The organism is Stenotrophomonas sp. GD03930 (genome assembly GCF_029839665.1).
Classification (GTDB): domain Bacteria; phylum Pseudomonadota; class Gammaproteobacteria; order Xanthomonadales; family Xanthomonadaceae; genus Stenotrophomonas; species Stenotrophomonas forensis.
This window is the reverse complement of record NZ_JAOCAV010000007.1, coordinates 12,069-35,560: the sequence shown is the minus strand read 5'-3', so window position 1 is coordinate 35,560 and position 23,492 is coordinate 12,069. Positions and strand designations below refer to the sequence as shown.

At 66.9% G+C, this 23,492-nt stretch carries 23 protein-coding genes and 4 tRNA genes; 13 read left to right on the top strand and 14 right to left on the bottom strand.

Annotation, left to right across the window (positions count from 1 at the left end):
- Window positions 1–73: 73 nt before the first annotated feature.
- Window positions 74–1,213, bottom strand: a complete 1,140-nt coding sequence (locus N5C18_RS22560) for an MFS transporter (RefSeq protein ID WP_279945660.1) — start codon at window positions 1,211–1,213, stop codon at window positions 74–76.
- Window positions 1,214–1,397: 184 nt separating this feature from the next.
- On the opposite strand from N5C18_RS22560, the gene N5C18_RS22555 reads away from it, so the two are divergent.
- Window positions 1,398–2,093 carry an alpha/beta hydrolase gene (locus N5C18_RS22555; protein ID WP_279945637.1) on the top strand — a complete coding sequence of 232 codons (696 nt, stop codon included), beginning with the start codon at window positions 1,398–1,400 and terminating at the stop codon, window positions 2,091–2,093.
- 145 nt (window positions 2,094–2,238) lie between these two features.
- Window positions 2,239–4,443, top strand: a complete 2,205-nt coding sequence (locus N5C18_RS22550) for a TonB-dependent siderophore receptor (protein WP_279945636.1) — start codon at window positions 2,239–2,241, stop codon at window positions 4,441–4,443.
- 54 nt (window positions 4,444–4,497) lie between these two features.
- Here N5C18_RS22550 and N5C18_RS22545 read toward each other — a convergent pair whose 3' ends face one another.
- Window positions 4,498–5,199: a pirin family protein gene (locus N5C18_RS22545; protein WP_049457850.1), complete on the bottom strand. Its 702-nt coding sequence runs from the start codon at window positions 5,197–5,199 to the stop codon at window positions 4,498–4,500.
- Window positions 5,200–5,339: 140 nt separating this feature from the next.
- Between N5C18_RS22545 and N5C18_RS22540 the strand changes: the two genes are divergently transcribed.
- Window positions 5,340–6,260 (top strand): LysR family transcriptional regulator, encoded by a 921-nt coding sequence (locus N5C18_RS22540; RefSeq protein WP_053449370.1) that lies wholly within the window; start codon window positions 5,340–5,342, stop codon window positions 6,258–6,260.
- A 630-nt stretch (window positions 6,261–6,890) separates the two neighbouring features.
- On the opposite strand, the gene N5C18_RS22535 is transcribed toward N5C18_RS22540, so the two are convergent.
- The 10 genes from N5C18_RS22535 to N5C18_RS22490 all read right to left on the bottom strand — a co-directional run bounded on the left by N5C18_RS22535 (window position 6,891) and on the right by N5C18_RS22490 (window position 12,810).
- Window positions 6,891–6,967 (bottom strand) — tRNA-Arg (locus tag N5C18_RS22535).
- Between the two features lie 32 nt (window positions 6,968–6,999).
- Window positions 7,000–7,076, bottom strand: a tRNA-Arg gene (locus tag N5C18_RS22530).
- 69 nt (window positions 7,077–7,145) lie between these two features.
- Window positions 7,146–7,222 (bottom strand) — tRNA-Arg (locus tag N5C18_RS22525).
- On the bottom strand, window positions 7,213–8,139 hold the full coding sequence (locus N5C18_RS22520; protein ID WP_279945635.1) for an alpha/beta fold hydrolase: 927 nt from the start codon (window positions 8,137–8,139) through the stop codon (window positions 7,213–7,215). Before N5C18_RS22520 ends, N5C18_RS22525 begins: the two co-directional genes overlap by 10 nt.
- Window positions 8,136–8,945 (bottom strand): bifunctional hydroxymethylpyrimidine kinase/phosphomethylpyrimidine kinase, encoded by an 810-nt coding sequence (gene thiD / locus N5C18_RS22515; protein WP_180879760.1) that lies wholly within the window; start codon window positions 8,943–8,945, stop codon window positions 8,136–8,138. Before thiD ends, N5C18_RS22520 begins: the two co-directional genes overlap by 4 nt.
- A gap of 64 nt (window positions 8,946–9,009) precedes the next feature.
- Complete coding sequence (locus tag N5C18_RS22510) at window positions 9,010–9,678, bottom strand: YoaK family protein (RefSeq protein WP_006432423.1); 669 nt, start codon at window positions 9,676–9,678, stop codon at window positions 9,010–9,012.
- 12 nt (window positions 9,679–9,690) lie between these two features.
- Complete coding sequence (locus N5C18_RS22505) at window positions 9,691–10,197, bottom strand: hypothetical protein (protein WP_279945634.1); 507 nt, start codon at window positions 10,195–10,197, stop codon at window positions 9,691–9,693.
- Complete coding sequence (locus tag N5C18_RS22500; protein WP_053511253.1) at window positions 10,194–11,594, bottom strand: PhoH family protein; 1,401 nt, start codon at window positions 11,592–11,594, stop codon at window positions 10,194–10,196. The genes N5C18_RS22505 and N5C18_RS22500 overlap by 4 nt, the downstream gene beginning before the upstream one ends.
- 84 nt (window positions 11,595–11,678) lie before the next feature.
- Complete coding sequence (locus tag N5C18_RS22495) at window positions 11,679–12,158, bottom strand: peroxiredoxin (RefSeq protein ID WP_053449373.1); 480 nt, start codon at window positions 12,156–12,158, stop codon at window positions 11,679–11,681.
- A 91-nt stretch (window positions 12,159–12,249) separates the two neighbouring features.
- Window positions 12,250–12,810: a glycine cleavage system protein R gene (locus N5C18_RS22490; RefSeq protein WP_005409051.1), complete on the bottom strand. Its 561-nt coding sequence runs from the start codon at window positions 12,808–12,810 to the stop codon at window positions 12,250–12,252.
- Between the two features lie 164 nt (window positions 12,811–12,974).
- Between N5C18_RS22490 and dapA the strand changes: the two genes are divergently transcribed.
- Both dapA and N5C18_RS22480 read left to right on the top strand, forming a co-directional pair.
- Window positions 12,975–13,868, top strand: coding sequence for a 4-hydroxy-tetrahydrodipicolinate synthase (dapA, locus tag N5C18_RS22485; protein WP_133934368.1), 894 nt, complete (start codon window positions 12,975–12,977; stop codon window positions 13,866–13,868).
- A gap of 32 nt (window positions 13,869–13,900) precedes the next feature.
- Window positions 13,901–14,416 carry a hypothetical protein gene (locus N5C18_RS22480; protein ID WP_279945633.1) on the top strand — a complete coding sequence of 172 codons (516 nt, stop codon included), beginning with the start codon at window positions 13,901–13,903 and terminating at the stop codon, window positions 14,414–14,416.
- A gap of 197 nt (window positions 14,417–14,613) precedes the next feature.
- On the opposite strand, the gene fdxA is transcribed toward N5C18_RS22480, so the two are convergent.
- Complete coding sequence (gene fdxA, locus N5C18_RS22475; protein WP_005409054.1) at window positions 14,614–14,937, bottom strand: ferredoxin FdxA; 324 nt, start codon at window positions 14,935–14,937, stop codon at window positions 14,614–14,616.
- 191 nt (window positions 14,938–15,128) lie between these two features.
- On the opposite strand from fdxA, the gene N5C18_RS22470 reads away from it, so the two are divergent.
- The gene (locus N5C18_RS22470) at window positions 15,129–16,553 is read left to right on the top strand and encodes a sugar porter family MFS transporter (protein WP_279945631.1); all 1,425 of its coding nucleotides are present in this window, start codon (window positions 15,129–15,131) and stop codon (window positions 16,551–16,553) included.
- A gap of 540 nt (window positions 16,554–17,093) precedes the next feature.
- On the opposite strand, the gene N5C18_RS22465 is transcribed toward N5C18_RS22470, so the two are convergent.
- Window positions 17,094–17,168: transfer RNA gene (locus N5C18_RS22465), tRNA-Glu, on the bottom strand.
- A 52-nt stretch (window positions 17,169–17,220) separates the two neighbouring features.
- Here N5C18_RS22465 and pcnB point away from each other — a divergent pair.
- The 7 genes from pcnB (at window position 17,221) to pgi (ending at window position 23,261) form a co-directional block, all read left to right on the top strand.
- Window positions 17,221–18,600 carry a polynucleotide adenylyltransferase PcnB gene (pcnB, locus tag N5C18_RS22460; RefSeq protein WP_279945659.1) on the top strand — a complete coding sequence of 460 codons (1,380 nt, stop codon included), beginning with the start codon at window positions 17,221–17,223 and terminating at the stop codon, window positions 18,598–18,600.
- 3 nt (window positions 18,601–18,603) lie between these two features.
- On the top strand, window positions 18,604–19,089 hold the full coding sequence (folK, locus tag N5C18_RS22455) for a 2-amino-4-hydroxy-6-hydroxymethyldihydropteridine diphosphokinase (protein ID WP_279945630.1): 486 nt from the start codon (window positions 18,604–18,606) through the stop codon (window positions 19,087–19,089).
- A 34-nt stretch (window positions 19,090–19,123) separates the two neighbouring features.
- Window positions 19,124–19,939 (top strand): 3-methyl-2-oxobutanoate hydroxymethyltransferase, encoded by an 816-nt coding sequence (panB, locus tag N5C18_RS22450; RefSeq protein WP_004153072.1) that lies wholly within the window; start codon window positions 19,124–19,126, stop codon window positions 19,937–19,939.
- Window positions 19,936–20,775: a pantoate--beta-alanine ligase gene (gene panC / locus N5C18_RS22445; RefSeq protein ID WP_053449377.1), complete on the top strand. Its 840-nt coding sequence runs from the start codon at window positions 19,936–19,938 to the stop codon at window positions 20,773–20,775. The genes panB and panC overlap by 4 nt, the downstream gene beginning before the upstream one ends.
- A gap of 66 nt (window positions 20,776–20,841) precedes the next feature.
- Window positions 20,842–21,282 (top strand): hypothetical protein, encoded by a 441-nt coding sequence (locus N5C18_RS22440; protein ID WP_279945629.1) that lies wholly within the window; start codon window positions 20,842–20,844, stop codon window positions 21,280–21,282.
- Between the two features lie 87 nt (window positions 21,283–21,369).
- Window positions 21,370–21,750 carry an aspartate 1-decarboxylase gene (gene panD, locus N5C18_RS22435; RefSeq protein ID WP_008268179.1) on the top strand — a complete coding sequence of 127 codons (381 nt, stop codon included), beginning with the start codon at window positions 21,370–21,372 and terminating at the stop codon, window positions 21,748–21,750.
- Window positions 21,747–23,261, top strand: coding sequence for a glucose-6-phosphate isomerase (gene pgi, locus N5C18_RS22430; RefSeq protein WP_279945628.1), 1,515 nt, complete (start codon window positions 21,747–21,749; stop codon window positions 23,259–23,261). The genes panD and pgi overlap by 4 nt, the downstream gene beginning before the upstream one ends.
- The last annotated feature ends 231 nt before the right edge of the window (window positions 23,262–23,492 follow it).

The window sequence follows — 23,492 nt, the reverse complement described above, 5'->3', positions numbered from 1 at the left end:
GACGGAGGGGATTAAGTCGTTTGCAGCACACCCGAGGCAGATACGACTTAATCCCCTCCGTCCCCTTTTTCTGTCAGGGCAGGCGGCGTGCCAGTGAGCGTGCGGACGCGGCCACGCCGAGCAGCAACGCGGCCACGCACAGGAAGGCGAAGCCGAGGCTGGTCACGTGCGCGAGCGCGCCGATCGCGGCCGGACCGGCGAGGATGCCGGCGTAGCCCAGCGTGGTCACCGCCGTGATGGCGATGCTCTCCGGCATCACCCGCTGCTGGCCGGCCATCGAGAACAGCGCCGGCACGATGTTGGCGCAGCCCAGCCCGACCAGGACGTAGCCGGCCAGCGCCACCGGGAACGACGCTACCAGCGTGGCCAGGCCGAAACCGGCGGCCGCGGTGATGCCACCGATGACAATCGTGCGCGTTCGCCCGAGGCGCTCGACGATGCCGTCGCCGAACAGGCGCATCGCGGTCATCGCCAGCGTGAACAATGCGAAGCCGGCTCCCGCCTGGTCGCGCGGCACCTGCCGCACTTCTGCCAGGAACACCGCGCTCCAGTCCAGCATCGAGCCCTCGGCGAGGAACACCACGAACGCCAGCACGCCGATGAACAGCACCACGCCATGCGGCAGTGCCAGCAGGGGGCCTTCATGCAGGATGCGCTGCGGTCGCCAGTGCGGGGCCGCCAAGGCTGCGACCAGCAGCAGTGTGGCAACCGACACCAGCGCGGCCAGCCACAGCGGCGTCCCCAGGATCAGCAGGCCGGTCATGCAGCCGGCACCGACGAAGCCGCCGATGCTGTAGAAGGCGTGGAAGCCGGACATCATCGCGCGCCCGGCATCGCGCTCGACGGCCACCGCCTGCATGTTCATCGCACAGTCCAGTGCCCCTACGCCGGCGCCGAACACGAACAGCGCCGCGCCCAGTGCCATGGGTGAAGGGGCCAGTACCAGCAGCGGCAGCGCGCACAGCATCATGGCGCAGGTGATGACCATCACCCGACGGCAGCCCAGTCGCCCGGTCAGTGCGCCCGCCAAAGGCATCGCCAGCAGCGAGCCCAGGCCCAGGCACAGCAGCACCGCGCCAAGGCTGGCGTCGGACAGCCCGGCCTTGGCCTTGGCGTAGGGCACCATCGGCGCCCACGCGGCGGTGGCGAATCCGGGAATGAAGAAGGCGGCACGGGTAGCGTGCTGCTGGGCAAGCGGGGATGAAGGCGTCATGCGCGGTGCGAAGCTCCAGGGGATCTCCATGGAAACGTTTTCAGGCGGGATCGGCAAGTGCCCTGCATGACATTGGACGACGCATACGATTGCAGTGACCCGATTGCGTCACCAGTGGTTAACGCCGCCCACGGACAGTGGCTGCACGGTCGGCATTCCGCCGGCCGCTGCCGGAGATCCATACATGAGCACGACACCGACCATCCTCCTCGTCCATGGATTCTGGGGCGGGGCCGCACACTGGGCCAAGGTGATCCTGGAACTGCATCGCAACGGCCATGACCGCGTGCAGGCGGTGGAACTGCCACTCACCTCGCTGGCCGACGATGCAGGACGCACCCAGAAGATGATCCGGCAGATCGACGGGCCGGTGCTGCTGGTCGGCCATTCCTATGGTGGCGCAGTGATCAGCCAGGCCGGCAACGAGGCCAACGTGAAGGGGCTGGTCTATATCGCGGCCTTTGCCCCGGATGCCGGCGAAAGCCCGGGCGGCATCACCCAGCAGCACCTGCCGGAAGCCGCGCCGAATCTGGCACCGGACAGCGACGGCTACCTGTGGCTGCGCGCGGACAAATTCCATGAGAGTTTCTGCCAGGACCTGAGCGCCGACGAAGGCCGGGTGATGGCAGTGACCCAGAAGGCGCCGCTGGCCAGCACCTTCGGCGATGCGGTCAGTGACCCGGCCTGGAAGCACCAGCCGAGCTGGTACCAGTTGTCCCGCCATGACCGCATGATCGCGCCGGAGAACCAGAAGGCCATGGCTGGCAGGATGCAGCCCAAGCGCCTGCTGGAACTGGATGCCAGCCATGCCTCGCTGGCCTCGCAGCCGAAGGAAGTAACCGCGCTAATTCTGGAGGCCTGCGCCGCCATCGGCGGCTGAGCCTGCGGCAGCGCGCCGCACGACAGCACATCGCACGACAGCCGGGGCGCAGGGGAGTACACTCCTGCGCCTGCGGCCCCCCGGCCGAGTCCCCATTCCCTCCAGCCGTCGCCAGAGGATCCCACCCGATCGTGGAGGTCCTGTCGTGCTGTACGTGCCCGTTATCCGTCTTCCGTCCTCATTGCCGCGTCGCCGCTTGCTGCCGCAGGCGCTCGCGCAGAGCCTGCTGATCGCCGCACTGGCCAGCAGTGGCATCGCCGCCGCGCAGTCCACCGATGACGGCGACAAGGCCACGCAGACGCCCGCCTCGCAGACCTTGCAGACCGTGCAGGTCATCGCCAACCAGCTGGGTACCATCACCGAAGGCAGCGGCGCCTACACACCTGGCACCATCGCGACCGCCACCCGCCTGGTGCTGACGCCACGGCAGACACCGCAGACCATCAGCGTGATCACCCGTGCGGAGATGGATGACTTTGGCCTGCACGGTATCGACGACGTGATGCGGGTGACCCCGGGCATCAGCATCGTCACCTACGACAGCGAGCGCACCGAGTACTACGCACGTGGTTTCGCCGTGCAGAACTTCCAGTACGACGGTATTCCGATGTCGCGCGATTCGGCCTACTCCGCCGGCAACACGCTCAGCGATACCGCCATCTACGACCGCATCGAAGTGCTCAAGGGCGCCACCGGCCTGTTGACCGGCATGGGCGATCCCGGCGCGACCATCAACCTGGTGCGCAAGAAGCCGGGCAGGGAGTTCGCTGGCAGCGCCTCGCTGGGTGTCGGCCGCTGGGACGACTACCGTGCCGAGCTCGATGTCGGTGGCCCGCTGACTGCCGATGGCCGCGTACGCGGCCGCGCGGTGGGGGCATGGGAAGACAAGCATTCCAACCTCGACCACTACCAGCGCACCAGCAAGGTCGGCTACGCAGTGCTGGAAGCCGATCTGGGCGAGCGCACGCTGCTGACCGTGGGTGGCGATGCGATGGACAGCGATCCGAAGGGTTCGACGTGGGGCGGTATTCCGCTGCTGGACAGTGCCGGCAACTTCAACCGCATGCCGCGCTCGTTCAACAACGGCGCACGCTGGGCCGGCTGGCGTCAGTATGTGCGCACTGGTTTTGCCACGCTGGAGCATACGTTCTCCAACGACTGGGTGGCCAAGCTGCAGCTCAACCACCAGGTCAACGGTTACGACGCTGCGCTGGCCGGTGCCGCCGCGGGCAATCCCGATCCGTTGACCGGAGAAGGCGTCAGCCTGTGGCTCGGCAAGTACGTCGGAAAGACGGTCAGCAACGCCGCCGACTTCTATGTGAGCGGGCATTTCGGCCTGTTCGGCCGCGCGCATGAGCTGGTGATCGGCGGCAGTGCCTCGCGCAGGCGCTGGACCAATACCGGCTACGGCCCACAGGATGGTTTCCCCGATACAGTGCCGGACTATCGCCGCTGGGACGGCGACATCGCCGAGCCGCAATGGCAGCGCAGCTACGACAACAACGAAGTGACCCGTGAGAACGGCCTGTACGTGGTCGGCCGTTTTGACCTGGCCGATCCGCTGAAGGTGATCGTTGGCAGCCGCCTGGCCAGCTACCGCTCGCCGCAGACGCGCGAGACCGGCGTGTTCGTGCCGTACGCCGGCGTGGTCTACGACCTCGGCGAGCACTATTCGGTGTACGCCAGCTACAGCACCATCTTCAAGCCGCAGGGCGAGCGTGACGAGCAGGGCAAGGCGCTGGATCCGCTGGAAGGCCGCAGCTACGAAATGGGCCTGAAGGCCGAGTTCCTCGATGGCCGCTTCAACGCCAGTGCAGCGCTGTTCCAGCTTGACCAGGACAACTTCGCCCAGCCCACCGGTGGCAAGACACCGGATGGGCAGGATGCCTATCGCGCCTTGATGGGCGTGCGGACCAAGGGCTACGAGCTGGAAATGTCGGGCCAGTTGGCCGAGGGCTGGCAGGTGCAGGGTGGGTTCTCGCACAAGATCGCGCGCCAGGCGGGCACCAAGGTGACCACGCTGGAACCGGAGAACCAGTTCAGCCTGCACTCCAGCTACCGCCTGCGCGGTGCCTGGCAGGGACTGACGATGGGCGGTGGTGCGCGCTGGCAGGATTCGACCTTCGGCGAGATCACCAATCCGGCCACGCAGGCCAAGGTGGTGCATCGCACCCAGCCTTACTGGCTGCTCGATGCGATGGCGCGCTATGAATTCAACGATCGCCTGTCGGCCACGCTCAACGTCAACAACCTGCTCGACAAGCGTTACTACACCATCTTCAGCTGGTACAGCACCTACACCTGGGGCGAGCCGCGCAACGTGCGGCTGACCTTGAACTACAGGTTCTGACGCGGATCTACAGCAATGTGCCCGCGATGCCATCCAGCATCGCGGGCGTTGCCGTTACAGCGGCAGGTCGAACACCAGCACTTCGGCGTCGTTGCCGTTTTCCAGGGTCAGCTGCGCTTCGTCGCTGACCTGCAGCGCATCACCGGCTTCAAGGGTGATGCCGTTCACCTGCAACTGGCCACGGGCCACCTGCACGTAGGCGCCACGACCGTTGCCGAGCGCATGGTGCAGCTTCTGGCCGCCATCGAGGATGGTGGCGAAGATGCGGGCATCCTGGTGGATGCGCAGCGAACCGTCGGCACCGTCCGGCGAAGCGATCAGGCGCAGCTGGCCGCGCTTGCTGTCCGGTGTGAAGTGGGTCTCCTCGTAGGACGGGGTGATGTTCTCCGCATCCGGGAAGATCCAGATCTGCAGGAAGTGCACGGTCTCGTCGGCCGAGTGGTTGAACTCGCTGTGGCTGACACCGCTGCCGGCGCTCATGCGCTGCACGTCGCCGTAGCGCAGCACCGAGCCGGTGCCCATCGAGTCCTTGTGCTCCAGCGCGCCGCCCAGCACGTAGGAAACGATCTCCATGTTGCTGTGGCTGTGGGTGCCGAAGCCCTGGCCGCCAATCACCTTGTCTTCGTTGATCACCCGCAGCGGGCCGAAGCTGACGTAGCGGGGGTCGTAGTAGTTGGCGAAGGAGAAGGTATGGCGGGAGGACAGCCAGCCATGCTCGGCCAGGCCACGGGTAGCGCTCTTGCGGATCTGCAGCATGATGGAATTTCCTTGTTCGATGGTTTCGATGGGGCGGGGTGGGGCGGTAGCCGCCGTGTTTCCCCGTTGGAGAGAAGTATCCGCTTGCGCCCGGGGTTTGAAAAACGGATAGTTTTGACAGCCATCATCGAAAAATTCGAATGCTCAAGCTCAGCCTCGATGCCCTGCAGATCCTCGATGCCATTGACCGCCGGGGCTCGTTCGCCGGCGCCGGCAAGGCCCTGCACAAGGTGCCCTCGACCATCTCCTACACCGTGGCCAAGCTGGAGGAAGACCTGGGCGTGCAGCTGTTCGACCGGGTCGGGCCGCGTGCCGAGCCGACCGAGGCCGGTCGCGCGTTGCTGGACGAGGGCCGGCACCTGCTGCGCGCGGCCCGCGAACTGGAATTGCGGGTGCGCCGGGTGGCATCGGGCTGGGAGACCGAGCTGACCCTGGCGGTGGATTCGGTGTTCCCGACCTGGCTGCTGGGCCCTGACATCGCCGCATTCCGTGAGGCCGAGGCGCCGACCCGGCTGCGGCTGATCGGCGAGGCACTGTCCGGCACCTGGGAAGCGCTGCTCGACAGACGTGCCGACCTGCTGGTGGGCGCACCGGGCGAGGGCCCCAGTGGCGGTGGGTATGTGGTCGAGCCGCTGGGCACGGTGGAGTTCGTGTTCGCGGTTGCGCCCAACCATCCCTTGGCCGCGGTGGAGGGCGTGCTGGGTCGCGAGCAACTGGTCGAGCATTGCGCGATCGCCGTTTCCGATTCGGCGCGCCGGCTGCTGCCGCGCACGGTCGGCCTGTTGATGGGGCAGGAGATGCTGACGGTGCCGGACATGGCGAGCAAGCTGAAGCTGCAATGCGAAGGCGTGGGCTTCGGTTTCCTGCCCGAGCCGTGCGCGCGCGCTGCCGTGGCACGCGGGCAGCTGGTGATCCGCGAGGTGGAGGAACACAAGCCGGAAGAGACCTTCTGGCTGGCCTGGCGCACGGGTGAGGATGGCGCGGCACTGCGCTGGTGGCGCGAGCGCCTGCGCAGGCCGGAGCTGCTGTCGCAGTGGTGGCAGGCAATGGCCAGGGGGTAGGGGGTTTGGCAGGGCTGCGCCCTGCACCCCTGGTAGTGCCGGCCGCTGGCCGGCAACCTCAACAGCAAAAGCAAAAGCAGGTTTCCTGATGGATGGCGGGGTGGGTCCGGTTGCGGGAGACGCCGTAAACCCGTCCTTGGGGGCTTGGCCGCGGCATCCATGCCGCGGACACTCCCGCAACCGGACCCACCCCGCCTTCGACAGTTTCCGGCGATCTGTCGGTGCTGGTGCGGTTGGTGGGTGTCGACCTTGGTCGACACGGTAGATCCACGCCATGCGTGGATGCTCTTCGATCAATTGTCGAAATATTCGAATTCGATGGAGATTCATCCACGCATGGCGTGGATCCATCAGATCGCGGGAATCTGTCAGAGGTGGGGCGGTGTCGGAGTGCGGGGTGTCCGCGGCATGGATGCCGCGGCCAAGCCCCCAGGGATGGGTTCACGGCGTCCCCGCACTCCGACACCGCCCCGCCAACCCGCGGAATGCCAGCTTTTGCTGTTGCTGTTGCCGTTGCCGTTGCCTTGGCTTGGCTTGCCTTGGCTTGAAGCATCTGCAGGTGCAGGGCGCAGCCCTGCCGAAAAACACACATAAAAAAACAGCAGGCCGAGGCCTGCTGTTTCGGTGTAATGGTGCGCCCGGAGAGATTCGAACTCCCGACCGCCTGGTTCGTAGCCAGGTACTCTATCCAACTGAGCTACGGGCGCCAATTACATAAACTTGTTGTGCTGACTGTGTATGGTGCGCCCGGAGAGATTCGAACTCCCGACCGCCTGGTTCGTAGCCAGGTACTCTATCCAACTGAGCTACGGGCGCGCGGTACACAATCAACTTACTTCCAAATTTTACTGCATTTCCAGCGGCGGATGCTGGAAACCTGTCGAGTGGTGCGCCCGGAGAGATTCGAACTCCCGACCGCCTGGTTCGTAGCCAGGTACTCTATCCAACTGAGCTACGGGCGCCCTGCGACAGGAGCGGAATTATGCGGATGTCGGCGCGCACCGTCAACAGTTTTGTGAAAATTTTCACCCAACTGAATGAAAAAGCAGTCAGCCACGGCGTCCGGAGCTTTCAGCCAGGCGAAATGATCGGCACGCGTGCCCAGTTCCTGCGCGGACAGCACGCGCAGCTGCGCGTCCACATTCGGCAGCTTCGCCAGCAGCGTGCGCATCGAGCCGGCCGGCGCCAGCCAGTCGTGTTCCATCAGCACCGCCTGCGCACTGCCGTGCACCCGCGCCATCTGCGCATCGAGGTCTTCGCTCATGCCGAAGGCGGCGTAGTGGTTGTTCAGGCCGACGCGCGCCCAGTCGGCGATCAGTCCGCGTGCCTCGGTGCCACCGAAGCCGAGGCGACGGCCATGCAGCACGCCCTGGCGCTGCGCGATCCATGGCAGGAAGCGGTAGACCAACGGCAGCAGCCAGCCGCGCGGTGGGGGGAAGCCGCGCCAGAACGGCGAGCCACTGGCCGCCAGCCATAGCCGGTTGAAGTGTTGCGGAGCGCGGCCGGCATGCACGCAGGCCAGCTGTCCGCCCAGGCTGTGGCCACCGATGATCCAGGGCAGCGGGCCAGTTTCATCATCTGCGGCGGCCAGCACGGCCTGGCTGGCCGGCAGATCCTGTTCGAGTAACTCGCGATAGCCCCAGTCCTGCGTGCGTGACGGGCGCAGCGAACTGCTGCCGTTGCCGCGCCACTCATGCAGGTAGACCACCACCCCCCTGGCGGCCAGTGCCTGTGCCAGCGGCAGGTAGTGGCGCGCGGCCACGCCCAGCGCCGGCAGCCACAGCAGGCGCGCGATGGGCTGCGCAGGCACGCAGGCAATCACCTCGTAGCGATGGCCATCCTCGCACTGCACGGCAAGCGTGTCCGGCGTCAGGCTCATGCGTGCGGTGCCGCGCCGAAGTGATCGAGCACCAGCACCTCGCTGCGGCCGGGGGCGTAGCCCCTCTGCAGCCCGCGCGCGACATAGTCGATGCCGGCCTCGCAGGCATTGGCCAGGCTCAGGCCGTTGCACAGCTGCGCGGCAATGGCAGAGGCCAGCGTGCAGCCAGTGCCGTGCGCATCCAGCGGCAGGCGGGCGTGGATGAATTCTTCGCTGCTGACGCCGTCGAAGTAGCGGTCGATCACGCGGTTGCCCTCATGCAGATGGCCGCCCTTGAGCAGAACGGCACCGGCACCGAGGTCGAGCAGGGCGGAGGCGGCCTGCTCGGCATCGTTACCATTGCCGATGTTCCGCCCGACCAGCAGCTCTGCTTCCGGTGTGTTCGGGGTGATCAGCGTGGCAAGGGGAATCAGGCGCTCACGCATCGCCTGCAGGGCGCTGTCTTCCAGCAGGCGTGCGCCACTGGTGGCGACCATCACCGGGTCCAGCACCACGTGCGGTGGGCGATGGCGCTGCAGTGCGTCGGCAACGACGTTGATCACCTCGGCGTTGGCCAGCATGCCGAGCTTCACCGCGTGGATATCGAAATCATCGAAACAGGCCTCCAGCTGCGCACGCAGGAAGTCGACCGGCGGCACGTGCACGGCGGTCACGCCGCGGGTGTTCTGTGCGGTCAGCGCGGCGATCGCCGACAGGCCATGCACGCGATGTGCGGCGAACGCCTTCAGGTCGGCCTGGATTCCAGCACCACCGCCGGAGTCGGAGCCGGCGATGGTGAGGGCGGATACGGGAGTGGTCGGGCTCATCCAGCGATTGTGCCGTGGTCCCGCTGGGGAAGGTAGCTCCGCGCCATGCGTGGATGTCCTTGACTCAATGCCGCCAGCGCGCCCACTGCTGGTACACCACATAGCCCAGCCCGGTCAGGCCGGTCAGCAGGGCGGGGGCGAGCAGGGCGTCGTACTGCCAGCGCACGAACAACCAGGCGCCGAGGATGCCACCGGCGAGGAAGCCGCTGATGATCAGCCCGCTGAGGGTCAGTCGGCGAACCTGCAGCGGCAGCCCACGCAGCAGGTGTCCGAGGCCGATGCCGAGGTCGGTGAACATGCCGCTGAGGTGGGTGGTGCGCACCACTGCGCCGCTGAAGGTGGTGGCCATCGCATTCTGCAGGCCGCAGGCCATGGCGGCGGCCAGTGCGCCCCAGATCTGGTGCTGTTCGAACAGCGGAATGGCCACCAGCAGCAGCGCCGATTCCAGCGCCAGCGCAACGCCGTAACGACGCCCCAGCTGCAGGGCGCTGTCCTGGATCAACAGGCCGCTGAGCATGGCGCCCAGCGAGAAGGCGATCAGCAGGCCCCACAGATGCCCGACCGCACGCCAGTCGCCCTGGGCCAGCGCCATGCCCAGCTGGCTGGTGCTGCCGGTCATGTGGCTGACCGCCTGGTGCTCGAAACCCAGAAATCCGACCACGTTGACCATGCCGGCCACGCACGAGAGCGCAACCGCACCGATCCAGACCCAGGTGGGCAGGCGTATTCCCATCGGCAGGGCCCCTCAGGGCCCGCCGAAGCCGCCGTTGAACTGCAGCTCGCTGAAGGTGTTGCTGGCCGGGTCGAACACGGCGCCCCAGAACTGTGCACCGCCATCGCAGACGCGGATCGCTTCACGGGCCGGATTGACGCCGCTGTCGTCGGGCAGGTGGAAGGCGTTGATGTAGATCAGCCGCTTGCCGGCACTTTCGATGCCGACGTACTGGCGATCGAAGTCCAGCACCTTCGGCACCTGCGCCTCCAGCGAGGACAGCTTCGCTTCCAGCTGGTCGACCTGTTGCCGGCTGGGCGCCCAGTAGCCACTGACCCGCCCGGCCTCGCGGCCGGGGCTGGGTCGCGAGCAGGTGTCTAGCACCTGCGCGGCGATGATCGGGCGGGTGACCACCCAGGACTGTCCGGTACGCTCGGCGGTCGGCACGCTGGCCGGGCCGCGCATGGTGGTGCAGGCACCCAGCGCGGCTGCGAGGGCGATCGCAGCCGTGGGCAGCAGCAGTCGGGTGCAGCGGCTCACAATACCTCCGAAGCGTAATCGGCCAGGCGCGAACGCTCGCCACGGCGCAGGGTGATGTGCGCGCTGTGCGGCCAGTTCTTGAAGCGATCCACTGCGTAGGTCAGGCCCGAGGTGGTCTCGGTCAGGTACGGGGTGTCGATCTGCTCGACGTTGCCCAGGCAGACGATCTTGGTGCCGGGGCCGGCACGGGTGATCAAGGTCTTCATCTGCTTCGGGGTGAGGTTCTGCGCCTCGTCCAGGATCAGGTAGCGCGACAGGAAGGTGCGGCCGCGCATGAAGTTCATCGAGCGGATCTTGATGCGGCTGGCGAGCAGGTCGTTGGTCGCCTGGCGGCCCCAGGTGCCGCCTTCCTGGTTGTGCGTCAGCACTTCCAGGTTGTCGGTCAGCGCGCCCATCCACGGCGTCATCTTCTCTTCCTCGGTGCCGGGCAGAAAGCCGATGTCCTCGCCGACGCTGACCGTGGCGCGGGTCATGATGATCTCGCGGTAGCGCTGCTGGTCCATCGTCTGCGCCAGGCCTGCAGCCAGTGCCAGCAGGGTCTTGCCGGTGCCGGCGGTGCCGAGCAGGGTGACGAAGTCGATCTCCGGATCCATCAGCGCGTTGAGCGCGAAGTTCTGCTCGCGGTTGCGTGCGCTGATGCCCCACACGGCATGGCTGCCATGGCGGAAATCGTCGACCAGCGACAGCACCACCTTGCCGTCGCCGACCACGCGGCTGACGCGCAGCTCGACTTCATCTTCGCCGGGCAGGTAGACGTACTGGTTCGGATACCACTCTTCGCCGTCCAGTGCCTGGATTTCGTAATGGGTACGGCCCTTGTCGCTCCAGCTGCGCAGGTCTTCGCCATGGCGCTTCCAGAAGTCTTCCGGCAGCTCGGTGGCGCCGGTGTAGAGCAGGCTGAAATCGTCCAGCGCGCGATCGTTCTCGTAGTCCTCGGACACGATGCCGGCGATCGCCGCCTTGATCCGCAGGTTGATGTCCTTGGAAACGAACACCACCGGCAGGTCCGGGGTTTCTTCCTTCAGGGCCAGGATCGCGCCGAGGATGGCGTTGTCCGGGATCACCTGGCCGAAGCTCTTCCCGGCGTCGAAATGGCTGGTCTGGAAGCGCAGCTTGCCGGCGCTCTGCTTGCCGCGCAGCTGCAGCCCATTGGGGCGCTGCAGCGGAATGCCGTCGGCCAGGTTGTCCAGGCCGGACGCCTGCACCAGCTCGTTGAGGAAGCGGCTCACCTGGCGGGCATTGCGGCTCGCTTCGGATGTGCCCTTCTTGCCGTTGTCCAGCTCCTCGATCACCTGCATGGGCAGGTAAACGTCGTGCTCCTCGAATTTGAACAGCGCGGTGGGATCGTGCATCAGCACGTTGGTATCCAGCACGTAGATGCGCTTGCCTCGGGTCATCGTCGATTCCTGGTTACGGACAGGGAAAAACCATCACGGCCTGCCGCAGGGCAGGGTGATGGCAGACACAGTAGGCAGTGGGACTCACTTGGACTGGGAGGCCTTCAGTTCGGCGAGAACGGCATCGGCATGGCCGGCAACCTTGACCTTGCGCCAGGACTGCACGATGCGGCTGTCGGGGGAAATCAGGAAGGTGCTGCGTTCGATGCCACGTACCTGCTTGCCGTACATGTTCTTCATCTTGATCACGTCGAAGGCGCTGCATAGTGCTTCGTCGCCATCACTGACCAGCGGGAAGTTGAAGCCCTGCTTGGCGCAGAAGTTGTCGTGCGACTTCACCGAATCGCGGGAGACACCGAGCACGACCGCACCGGCCTTGCGGAACTTCGGCAGCAGCGCGTTGAAGTCGATGCCTTCGGTGGTGCAGCCGGGGGTGCTGTCCTTGGGATAGAAGTACAGCACCAGCCAGTGGCCGGCGTAATCGCCGAGGGTGGCCTGGTCGCCACCGGACAGGGCCAGCGGCAGGGAGAGGGTGGTGCTGTCCAGGGTGTCGCCGTTGTTCATGAGGTCCTTCTGTCGAGCCTGGGTTCTTTCTACGACAATTGCATGAAACGCCACGCGCCCGTGAGGGACGCGCGAAAAATCAGGAATTCATTCAGAACTTCATCGGGTCCATGATCGCGTCCAGGTTCAGGTGGTCGCAGAATTCAAGGAAATCGTCGCGCAGCGCGGCGATGTGCATGTTGGCCGGCACGCCGATGGTGACCTGCGCGCTGAACATTTCCGCACCGGTCTGCATGGCGCGGTAGCGCGTGCTCTGCAGGTTCTCGATGGTGATGCCCTGGCGGTCGAAGAAATCGGCCAGCTGGAACAGGATGCCCGGCTTGTCGGCGGCGATCACTTCGACGATGTACGGCAGCAGGTTGGACTGCGCCTGCTTGGCAGCGGTGCGGTACCAGACCAGCTTCAGGCCTTCCTCGCGCTCCAGCCGGGTCAGCATCGCTTCCAGCTTGGCCACCGAGTCCCAGGAGCCGGTGGCCAGGGCGGTGACCGAGACATCGCGGCCGACCGTGGCCAGGCGCGCGTCCACCAGATTGCAGCCGCTGTCGGCGATGCGGCGGGTGACGGACAGCAGGGGAGACTCCGGATGCGTCGTATAGGCGTTGATCAGGAGGTGGTTTTCGCTCGGCGCGGGGCGCGGGGTGGTGTCGGTCAAGGCGATTCCGGGTAATGCATGCGTTAGTCTGAATGCCCGCCAGAGGCGGGGATCCACCGGTGTCCAGCATACTTGCCCGTGCTTTCGCGCCGCAAGTAACATTCAGGTCGCCCCCGGCCTTTCGTGGCGGGCGTTTTCCCTTCCCAGCCAAGAGCAGCACGTCCTTGTCCCTTTCCGGCCTCATCACCGCGCTGGCGACCCCGTTCCGGGCCGACGGCGCCCTCGATCCCGACGGTTGGCAGCGCCTGCTGCATCTGCAACTGGAAGGTGGCGTCCATGGCGTTGTCGTAGCCGGCTCGACCGGCGAAGCGGCGACCCTCACCGATGCCGAGTACGACCTGCTGCTGGCCAGCGCGGTCGAGCGCATCGGCGGCCGCATCCCGGTCATGGCCGGTACCGGCCTGTCGGGTACGGCCAAAACCATCGAACAGACCCGCCGCGCCGCCGCGCTGGGTGCCAGCCATGCGCTGGTGGTGACCCCGCCGTACGTGCGGCCGACCCAGGCCGGCCTGATCGCGCACTACCGCGCGGTTGCCGACCAGGGCGGGCTGCCGGTCGTGCTGTACAACGTGCCCGGCCGCACCGGTTGCGACATGCAGCCGGAGACCGTGGCCGAACTGGCCGGCCATCCCAATATCGTCGGCATCAAGGAAGCGGTGGGCGACACCGGCCGGGTGCAGGCGCTGCTGGCGCTGCGCAGCCCGCAGTTCGCGGTGCTCAGTGGCGATGACGGCACGGCCGCACGATCGATCCAGGCCGGTATCGACGGCCTGGTTTCGGTCGGTTCCAACGTGCTGCCCGGCGCCTATCGCCGCATGTGCGAGCTGGCCGCCGCCCATGACCACGAAGCCACCGGGTCGTGGGATGCGCGCCTGCAGCCATTCCACGACTTCTGCGGTGTCGAGCCGAACCCGATTCCGGTCAAGGCGCTGCTGCGCCGCATCGGCATCGGCCACGACCTGCGCCTGCCGCTGCTGCCGCTGTCGGCGGCGCATCATGCGGCTGCCGACCATCTTGCCGGCGACATCGCCGCCCTCGAAGCCCTTTCCAGCCACTGACCTTCCGTCTTGGTCTGACCCAGGAGATTCACATGCGTCAATCCGTTTCCACCGTCCGCGTGCTGTCCTACGCCCTGCTTGCTGTAGCTGTCGCGGCCGGCACCACCGGTTGCTTCAAGCGTGGCGTCAAGGGCGACTACGCCCTGGCCCCGGAAATGCGTCCGCTGGAAGTGCCGCCGGACCTGAACCTGCCCAACGCCACCTCCGACAACAAGGTGCCGACGCTGGCCTCGGCGACCAGGCCGGCGGCGCCGGTGGCTGCGGCCCCGGCGGCGGCGAACACCGGTTTCACCATCGCCGGCGGCAAGGATGAAGCGTTCGCCAAGGTCGGTACAGCGCTGGAAGGCGTGGAAGGCGTGACCATCGCCAGCCGCGCGCAGCTGCTGGGCTCGTACGACGTGGCCTACGAAGGCAGCAACTTCCTGGTCCGCGTGGTTGCGGTCGATGCCGGCGCCTACATCTCCGCGGTCGATCCGCGTGGCCTGCCGGCCACTGCCGAAGCGCCGGTCAAGCTGATTGCCGCACTGAAGGCGAAGCTGGCCCAGTAAGAGCCGGTCGGGTGGGTGCGGGCCCAGGTCCGCACGTGCCCGGGTAGAGGCCGACCTTGGTCGGCGCTTCTGTGCCAACCAAGGTTGGCACCTACCGGATCGGGTGGTTGGCACCTACCGGATCACGCGGTTGGCACCTGCCGAGAACGAAAAAGGGCGCCCGTGGCGCCCTTTTTCGTTGCCGCAGCGGGCGCTTCTCAGCGCTCCAGCAGCTTCAGCTTGTCCGGCTTGCCGTCCCATTCGCCGGCGTCGGCGGGCGGGTCCTTGCGCACGGTCAGCACCGGCCACTCCTTTGCCAGTTCGGCATTGAGGGCGACGAAGCCTTCCTGCCCGGCGGGGACATCGTCCTCCGGGAAGATCGCGTTGACCGGGCACTCCGGCTCGCAGAGGGTGCAGTCGATGCACTCATCCGGGTCGATCACCAGGAAGTTCGGGCCTTCGTGGAAGCAATCCACGGGGCACACTTCCACGCAATCGGTGTGTTTGCACTTGATGCAGTTTTCGGTGACGACAAAGGGCATGGGCTGGGGGTGGATCGATTCCTGAACCTGACAATTCTAGAACAGGTTGGCCCCCGGTGTCGGCGCGGGGCGGAAAACGGGCGTCTGGCAGGCGCGATCGCTGCGGCCATTGGCGGCACGGCCAGGCCTGTGCGACGCTGCGGGCCATCGGCCGCAGGGGTGGCCGAATTCCCTTTCCAGCAGGATCGTCCATGTCCCAAGCCCAGACCGGCACCGCCCCGCACGGCGGTGAGAACACCGCGTTCATCGTCCTGATCAGTTGCGTGGCCACCCTCGGTGGATTCCTGTTCGGTTTTGACAGTGGTGTCATCAATGGCACGGTCGATGGCCTGCGCCAGGCCTTCAACTCCAGCGAAGCGGCACTGGGTTTCGAAGTTGCTTCGATGCTGCTGGGCTGCGCGATCGGCGCCTTCCTGGCCGGCTGGCTGGGGGATCGCCTGGGGCGCCGCGGCGTACTGATCGTCTCGGCGCTGATGTTCCTGGTCTCGGCGCTGGGCGCCGGCGCCGCCCATGCGTCCTGGCTGTTCATCGCCGCGCGCGTGCTCGGCGGCTTTGCCGTGGGTGCGGCCAGCGTGATGTCGCCGGCCTACATTGCCGAAGTGGCCTCGGCACGCTATCGCGGCCGCCTGGCCACGGTGCAGCAGATGGCGATCATCTGCGGGCTGTTCGCCGCCTTCCTCAGCAACTACCTGCTGGCCCGCGCAGCCGGGGCGTCAACCGAGCCGCTGTGGCTGGGCCACGAGGCCTGGCGCTGGATGTTCTGGATGCAGGCGCTACCGTCCGGGCTGTTCCTGCTGCTGTTGCTGGTGATTCCGGAAAGCCCGCGCTTCCTGGTGCTGAAGGGGCGGCAGGCGCATGCGAGGGCGGTGCTGTCGCGGCTGTACGGCGACGGCGCGGCGGCGGCCAAGCAGGCCGAGATCGAAGCCAGCCTGGCGCAGGATCAGCACAAGCCGCGTTTCAGTGATCTGCTCGACAGGGCCACCGGCCGGCTGCGCCCGATCCTCTGGGTCGGCATCGGTCTGGCCATGTTCCAGCAGCTGGTCGGCATCAACGTGGTGTTCTACTACGGGGCAGTGCTGTGGCAGGCGGTCGGTTTCTCGGAAAGCGATGCGCTGCTGATCAACGTGCTGTCGGGTGCACTGAGCATCGGGGCCTGCCTGCTGACCGTGCTGCTGATCGACCGCATCGGCCGCAAGCCGCTGCTGTGGGTCGGTTCAGTCGGTATGTCGGTGGCGCTGGTGCTGATGGTGGTGGCCTTTGCCAGTGGCAGCCTGGCCGAGGGCCGCCTGCAGCTGTCCGACGGTATGGGCCGGCTCGCGTTGGTCGCGGCCAACGTCTACGTGGTGTTCTTCAACATGTCCTGGGGCCCGGTGATGTGGGTGATGCTGGGCGAGATGTTCCCGAACCAGATCCGCGGCCCGGCACTGGCGGTGGCCGGCGCGGCACAGTGGACCTCGAACTTCGCGATCACCGTGACCTTCCCGATGCTGCTGGCCGGCATCGGCCTGGCCGGGGCCTACGGCATCTATACGGTCGCAGCGATCCTCTCGATCTTCTTCGTCGTCCGCCATGTGCGCGAGACCAAGGGCAAGGAACTGGAGCAGATGGAAGGCTGACGGCCGGCCTGTGTTTCAGCGCCTCCTTTCTCCGTGGGGAGGCTGCAGGCCAGCCGATTCAGGACACGCCGTAAACCCATCCATGGGGGCTCGATGGCGCCTTGCTCGAGTGCGCCATCCTGCGCACTCGGCAAGACCGGGGATGGGCGTCCTGCCCAGCCCGTCCGGCGCATGCGCCGAACCCATGGCGCCAACGGTCCTGGAGCGGCTGGTCTGCCACCTCTCGACACATCGCGGGTGGCGGATGCAGGTTGGCGCGTCGGGATGGAGCATGCGGCGGGAGACGAAGAGCGCTTACTGCCGCGGTCGCGGGAAACTGTCAGGAGGGGGCGGGCCACCCTTTTCTGGACCGTTGGCGCCATGGATGGCGCCATCGAGCACCATGGATGGGCTTTTGCGTGTCCAGAAAAGGGTGGCCCGCCCCCTCCCGCGCAGGAACAGGGAGGCGCCAACGCGACCAACCCGACCACAACCATCGGCAATCCCGGAAAACAGAAAAGCCCGCACGAGGCGGGCTTTTTCGGTTCCTGCTGCGGCGACTGGCGCTCCCTAGGGGACTCGAACCCCTGTTTTAGCCTTGAGAGGGCCACGTCCTAACCACTAGACGAAGGGAGCGTAACTGTGTCGCTGCCGAGGCAGGAGCGCTAGTATATGCACCTCGATGCCATTGGGCAATCCCGAAACTTCAACCGGAAGCGCCAACATCATTTCCTCTGCTACATCACCGTTCAGCCTGCGCGTCATCCCGCGCGACCAGCACACGATCTCCCGCAAGGACATCAGCCCGAACGCCCTGCGCGTGCTTTATCGCCTGCGCGATGCCGGCTTCGGCGCCTACCTTGTCGGCGGCGCGGTGCGTGACCTGCTGGTCAATGGCCAACCCAAGGATTTCGACGTGGCCACCGACGCCACGCCCGAACAGGTCAAGCAGCTGTTCCGCAACTGCCGCCTGATCGGCCGCCGCTTCCGCCTGGCCCACGTGGTATTCGGCCGCGAGATCATCGAAGTGGCCACCTTCCGTGCCAACAGCGATGACGGCAGCGGCGACCGCGAGATGGAAAACGGCATGCTCGTGCGCGACAACGTGTACGGCACCATCGAAGACGACGCCGTCCGCCGCGACTTCACCTGCAACGCCCTGTATTACGCCATCGAGGACTTCTCGGTGCGTGACTACACCGGCGGCTTTGAAGACGTGCAGGCGCGCTTGATGAAACTGATCGGCGACCCCGAGCAGCGCTACCGCGAGGACCCGGTACGCATGCTGCGCGCGGTGCGCCTGGCGGCCAAGCTCGGTTTCCAGATCGAAGAGGGCACCGCCGCGCCGATTCCGCATCTGGCTGGCCTGCTCAACGAAGCCGCGCCGGCGCGCCTGTTCGAGGAAGTGCTCAAGCTGTTCCTGTCCGGGCATGGCGTGGCCAGCTTCGAAGGCCTGGAGCGCTACGGCCTGCTGGATGTGCTGTTCCCGGAAAGTGCCAAGGCGCTCAAGTCCAACCGCACCGGTGCGCTGCGCCGCATGCTGGTCGAGGGCCTGGCCAACACCGATGCGCGCGTGGCCAACGACGAGCCGGTCTCGCCGGCATTCCTGTTCGCGCTGCTGCTGTGGCCGGCCTACTGCCGCGCGCAGGCGACCCTGCTCAAGCAGGGCGTGGCACCGGAAGAGGCACAGCGGCGTGCCGCCGACCGTGTGACCGTGCAGCAGCTGAGCACGATCGCACTGCCGCGCCGCTTCTCGCTGCCGATGCAGGAGATCTGGCTGCTGCAGTCGCGTTTCGGCTCGCGCCAGCGCAAGCGCGTGTTCCGCACCCTGACCCATCCGCGTTTCCGTGCTGCGTTCGACTTCCTCAGCCTGCGCCAGGTGGCTTCGGCCGAGCACGCCGCCGATGTCGAGTTCTGGCGCGAGGCGCAGGCGCAGTCCGGCCGCGAACTGGAATCGTCGCTGGATGCGATGCGCGGCGAAGAGGGTGACGACGAAAGCGGAGCACCGCGCAAGCGTCGCCGCCGTCGTCGTCGCCCGGGTGCCCCGGCCGGTGCGGCGGGCGAGTAAGCGATGACCCTTGCCTGGATCGGCCTCGGCGCCAACCTCGGCGACGCGGCTGAGACCGTCGGCGCGGCGATTGCCGCGCTGGACGGGCTGCCCGGGACCCGCCTGCGGCAGGCCTCGCGCCTGTATGCCACGCCGGCCTGGGGCAACCAGGACCAGCCGCCGTTCGTCAATGCGGTGGCCGCGGTCGATACCGCGCTGCCAGCCGATGAGCTGCTGCAGGCGATGCTGGCACTGGAGCAGCGCTTCGGCCGCGTGCGTGATCCGGCGGTGCACTGGGGCCCGCGCGCGCTGGACCTGGACCTGCTGCTGTACGGCGCGCAGGAACTCGACCAGCCCGGGCTGCAGGTGCCGCACCCGTACCTGCACGAGCGTGCCTTCGTATTGGTGCCACTGGCCGAAATCGCACCGGATCTGGCCATTCCCGGCCATGGACGCGTGCGGGATGCAGTGATGCGGGTGGATGCCTGCGAGATCGCGCCGATAGAGTGATAATGCCCGGGTTATCTCCCCCGGTTATCAGCACATGAGCACCCACGCAGACAGCAAGCCCTGGACCGTTCCCGCCCTGGCCGAGGCCAAGCGCAATGGCCAGAAGCTGGTCATGTTGACCGCCTACGACGCCGGCTTTGCCCGCACTTTTGACGCAAACGGCGTTGACCTGATCCTGATCGGCGATTCGCTGGGGATGGTCGTGCAGGGCCATGATTCGACCCTGCCGGTGACCGTGGCCGACATGGTCTACCACACCCGCGCCGTGGCCCGCGTACTGCAGCGTGCGCTGCTGGTGGCCGACCTGCCGTTTGGCGCCGACGCTACGCCCGAACGCGCGCTGGATGCCTCGCTGCAGCTGCTGCAGGCCGGTGCCGAGATGGTCAAGATCGAAGGTGCCGGCTTCAAGGTCGACATCATCCGCTATCTGGTCGAGCGCGAGATCCCGGTCTGCGCGCATCTGGGCCTGACCCCGCAGTCGGTGCTGCGCCTGGGTGGCTTCAAGATCCAGGGCCGAGGCGATGCCGCGCGCCAGCTGGTGGAAGATGCCAGGGCCGTGGCCGCTGCCGGCGCCAGCATCATGGTGCTCGAATGCGTGCCGACCCCGGTCGCTGCCGAGGTCACGGCGGCGGTGGACGTGCCGACCATCGGCATCGGCGCCGGCCCGCAGTGCGATGGCCAGGTGCTGGTACTGCATGACTTCCTCGGCCTGGACAGCGGTCATCGCCGCCCGAAGTTCGTCAAGGATTTCCTTGCCGAAGGCGGTTCGGTGGCCGGTGCCACCCGCGCCTATGCCGACGCCGTGCGCGACGGCAGCTTCCCTGACGAACAGCACGCCTACGCCCAATGATCCAGACCTTCAACGAGCTCGGCGCACTGCGCGAGCAGATCGGCCAGTGGAAGCGCGAAGGCCTGCGCGTGGCATTGGTGCCGACCATGGGCAACCTGCATGGCGGCCATCATTCGCTGGTGACCCTGGCGCGCCAGTACGCCGACAAGGTGGTGGCGAGCATCTTCGTCAACCCGACCCAGTTCGGCCCCAATGAAGACTTCAGTCGCTACCCGCGTACGCCCGAGGCCGATGTGGCCGGGCTGGAGCAGGTCGGCTGCGACGCCGTGTGGCTGCCCAGCGTGGAGGCGATGTACCCGCTGGGCGTGGACAAGACCACGCAGATGCACGCCCCGGGCGTGAGCGAGGTGCTGGAGGGTGCCAGCCGCCCGGGCCACTTCGATGGCGTGTGCACGGTGGTGGCGCGCCTGTTCCTGCAGGTGCAGCCGGACGTGGCGGTGTTCGGCCGCAAGGACTACCAGCAGCTGGCCGTGATCAGGCAGATGGTGGCCGAGTTGTCGTTCCCGATCCAGATCGTGGGGGCGGAGATCGTGCGCGACGAGGATGGCCTGGCCAAGAGTTCGCGCAACCAGTACCTGAGCGCCGAACAGCGTCCGGTCGCGACCGCCCTTCACCGCACCCTGCTGGGCATGCGCGAAGGCTATGTGGCTGGCCAGTCGCGCGCGCAGATCGAGGCCGATGCGACGGCCGCGCTGCAGGCGGCCGGTTTCCAGGTCGACTACGCGGTGCTGCGCACCCCGGAGCTGGCCGAGCCGACTTTCGACGGCGGTGGCCGCGTGGCGCTGATTGCCGCGCGCCTGGGCAGTACCCGGCTGATCGACAACCTGGAATTCTGAGCCGCATGCGGCTCCGGGGCGCCCGCAACGGGCGCCTCCCACCTTCCCACGGATGGGAGACAGGACATGAAGACCCCTGCCACTGACACCGGCCGCCTTGCCCAGGCCTCGATCCTGGCGGTGCTGGCTGCCGGCATGCTGCCGGCCCAGCTGGTGGGTGGACTGTTGTTCGCACTGGCCGCCTGCGGTGCCATTGCCGTGCTGCTGCCGATGGCGCTGTTCCAGCAGTCTCAGCATCGCCTGCGCCGGGGCCGCTTCGTGTGGGTCGGCTTCGGGCTGGCGGCGCTGGTCATGGCCATCTGTACCTGGCCGGGTGAGGACAGCGGTCCGCTGCTGCAGCGCCTGCGTTACGTCGACACCTTCGATGTGGTTGGCTATGGCCTGCTGGCGCTGGCTGCAGGGGGCTTCGGCGGGGTCGCCGGGCTGGCCTTCCACACCGTGTTCCGCCTGTCCATGGGCGGCACCGCCAGTGCGATCCCGGCAACGCCGCCGGGCGAGGACGCCTGAACGGCCTTCAGCGTCCTGCCGCATGCCCCTGACCACGCCCAAGCGGGTGCTAGAATCCGCTCTTTCCTTTGCCGTTGCAGCGCCCCCATGCACCTGTCCCTGCTCAAGACCAAGATCCACCGCGCCACCGTCACCCATTCCGAGCTGAACTACGAAGGCTCGATCGCCATCGACGACAACCTGCTGGCTGCCACCGGCATCCGCGAGTTCGAGCAGGTGCACATCTGGGACGTGACCAACGGTGCGCGCTTCTCGACCTATGCCATCCGCGCCGAAGCCGGCAGCGGCGTTGTCTCGCTCAACGGTGGCGCCGCGCGCCACGTGCAGGTCGGTGACATCATCATCATCGCCGCGTTCGCCAGCATGACCGAGCAGGAAGCCGACAGCTTCAAGCCGAAGCTGGTGTACGTTGATGGCAGCAACCAGATCACCCACACCAACGACACGATCCCGACCCAGGCCGCATGACAACGAACAACGGATTCGACTCGCTGCATTCCCACGCCCAGCGCCTGAAGGGCGCAAGCATTCCCGGCCTGCTCGCCGCCGAACCCGGCCGCATCCAGGACCTGGCGCTGCGGGTCGGGCCGTTGTACGTCAACTTCGCCCGGCAGAAATACGATGCCGCCGCGCTGCAGGCGTTGCTGGCACTGGCCGCCGAGCGTGATGTCGGCGGCGCCATCAATCGCCTGTTCCGCGGCGAACAGGTCAACCTGACCGAAGGCCGCGCCGCGCTGCATACCGCACTGCGTGGCGATGTGGTCGATGCGCCGGTGGCGGCCGAGGCCTATGCCACTGCGCGCGGAATCCGCCAGCGCATGGGCGTGCTGGTGCGCGCGCTGGAAGACAGCGGCGTGACCGACGTGGTCAGCGTCGGCATCGGCGGTTCCGATCTCGGCCCGCGCCTGGTGGCCGATGCGCTGCGCCCGGTCAGCGGCGCGCGCCTGCGCGTGCATTTCGTGTCGAACGTGGACGGCGCCGCCATGCAGCGCACGCTGGCCATGCTGGATCCGGCAAAGACCGCCGGCATCCTGATCTCCAAGACCTTCGGTACCCAGGAAACCCTGCTCAACGGCCAGATCCTGCACGACTGGCTCGGTGGCAGCGAGCGCCTGTACGCGGTCAGCGCCAATCCGGAGCGCGCCGCCAAGGCCTTCGCGATTGCCGCCGAGCGCGTGCTGCCGATGTGGGACTGGGTGGGGGGCCGTTATTCGCTGTGGTCGGCGGTCGGTTTCCCGATCGCGCTGGCGATCGGCTTCGAGCGTTTCGAGCAGCTGCTGGAAGGCGCGGCGCAGATGGATGCGCATGCGCTGGACGCGCCGCTGGAGCGCAACCTGCCGGTGCTGCACGGCCTGACCGACATCTGGAACCGCAACCTGCTGGGCTATGCCACGCATGCGGTGATGACCTACGACCAGCGCCTGGCGCTGCTGCCGGCCTACCTGCAGCAGCTGGTGATGGAGAGCCTGGGCAAGCGCGTGCAGCGTGATGGCCAGCCGGTCACCACCGACACCGTGCCGGTGTGGTGGGGCGGGGCGGGCACCGATGTGCAGCACAGCTTCTTCCAGGCGCTGCACCAGGGCACCAGCATCGTGCCGGCCGATTTCATCGGCTGCGTGCACAACGATGATCCCTACACGATCAATCATCAGGCCCTGCTGGCCAATCTGCTGGCACAGACCGAGGCGCTGGCCAATGGCCAGGGCAGCGACGACCCGCACCGCGATTACCCGGGCGGCCGCCCGAGCACGCTGATCCTGCTTGATGCACTCACCCCGCAGGCATTGGGCGCGCTGATCTCGATGTACGAGCACGCCGTGTACGTGCAATCGGTGATCTGGAACATCAATGCCTTCGACCAGTTCGGTGTCGAGCTGGGCAAGCAGCTGGCCAGTGGCCTGCTGCCGGCGTTGCAGGGTGAGGACGTGGCGATCGCCGATCCGATGACCCGCGAGATTCTTGCGCAGCTGAAGCGCTGAGCCTGTCCCTGGAGGTGCCGGCCACGGGCCGGCCATCCCCTGCATCTCACATTCCCGCCATGCGCGCATCGTGCTGCGTGCCGCGCATCCGCGTGCCTGCCGCAGCGCAGCTTGACGCCACATCGAATGCCGATGCAGTGTGCACGGGCGGCAGTACCTGTCATCCAGTATCGCTCGCAGCATGAAGTTGATGCCAGGGACTGGCCGTATCCGAAGGAACGTGGAATCGAT

Bases quoted from the DNA above. Each gene is read 5' to 3' on its own strand.
- N5C18_RS22555 (WP_279945637.1), top strand. From the start codon at position 1,398: ATGAGCACGACACCGACCATCCTCCTCGTCCATGGATTCTGGGGCGGG.
- N5C18_RS22500 (WP_053511253.1), bottom strand. From the start codon at position 11,594: ATGACCCGAGGCAAGCGCATCTACGTGCTGGATACCAACGTGCTGATG.
- N5C18_RS22470 (WP_279945631.1), top strand. From the start codon at position 15,129: ATGTCCCAAGCCCAGACCGGCACCGCCCCGCACGGCGGTGAGAACACC.
- N5C18_RS22495 (WP_053449373.1), bottom strand. From the start codon at position 12,158: ATGAACAACGGCGACACCCTGGACAGCACCACCCTCTCCCTGCCGCTG.
- N5C18_RS22440 (WP_279945629.1), top strand. From the start codon at position 20,842: ATGAAGACCCCTGCCACTGACACCGGCCGCCTTGCCCAGGCCTCGATC.
- pgi (WP_279945628.1), top strand. From the start codon at position 21,747: ATGACAACGAACAACGGATTCGACTCGCTGCATTCCCACGCCCAGCGC.
- N5C18_RS22510 (WP_006432423.1), bottom strand. From the start codon at position 9,678: ATGGGAATACGCCTGCCCACCTGGGTCTGGATCGGTGCGGTTGCGCTC.
- N5C18_RS22480 (WP_279945633.1), top strand. From the start codon at position 13,901: ATGCGTCAATCCGTTTCCACCGTCCGCGTGCTGTCCTACGCCCTGCTT.
- N5C18_RS22540 (WP_053449370.1), top strand. From the start codon at position 5,340: ATGCTCAAGCTCAGCCTCGATGCCCTGCAGATCCTCGATGCCATTGAC.
- N5C18_RS22560 (WP_279945660.1), bottom strand. From the start codon at position 1,213: ATGACGCCTTCATCCCCGCTTGCCCAGCAGCACGCTACCCGTGCCGCC.
- panC (WP_053449377.1), top strand. From the start codon at position 19,936: ATGATCCAGACCTTCAACGAGCTCGGCGCACTGCGCGAGCAGATCGGC.
- folK (WP_279945630.1), top strand. From the start codon at position 18,604: ATGACCCTTGCCTGGATCGGCCTCGGCGCCAACCTCGGCGACGCGGCT.
- thiD (WP_180879760.1), bottom strand. From the start codon at position 8,945: ATGAGCCCGACCACTCCCGTATCCGCCCTCACCATCGCCGGCTCCGAC.
- panD (WP_008268179.1), top strand. From the start codon at position 21,370: ATGCACCTGTCCCTGCTCAAGACCAAGATCCACCGCGCCACCGTCACC.
- N5C18_RS22520 (WP_279945635.1), bottom strand. From the start codon at position 8,139: ATGAGCCTGACGCCGGACACGCTTGCCGTGCAGTGCGAGGATGGCCAT.
- fdxA (WP_005409054.1), bottom strand. From the start codon at position 14,937: ATGCCCTTTGTCGTCACCGAAAACTGCATCAAGTGCAAACACACCGAT.
- N5C18_RS22545 (WP_049457850.1), bottom strand. From the start codon at position 5,199: ATGCTGCAGATCCGCAAGAGCGCTACCCGTGGCCTGGCCGAGCATGGC.
- panB (WP_004153072.1), top strand. From the start codon at position 19,124: ATGAGCACCCACGCAGACAGCAAGCCCTGGACCGTTCCCGCCCTGGCC.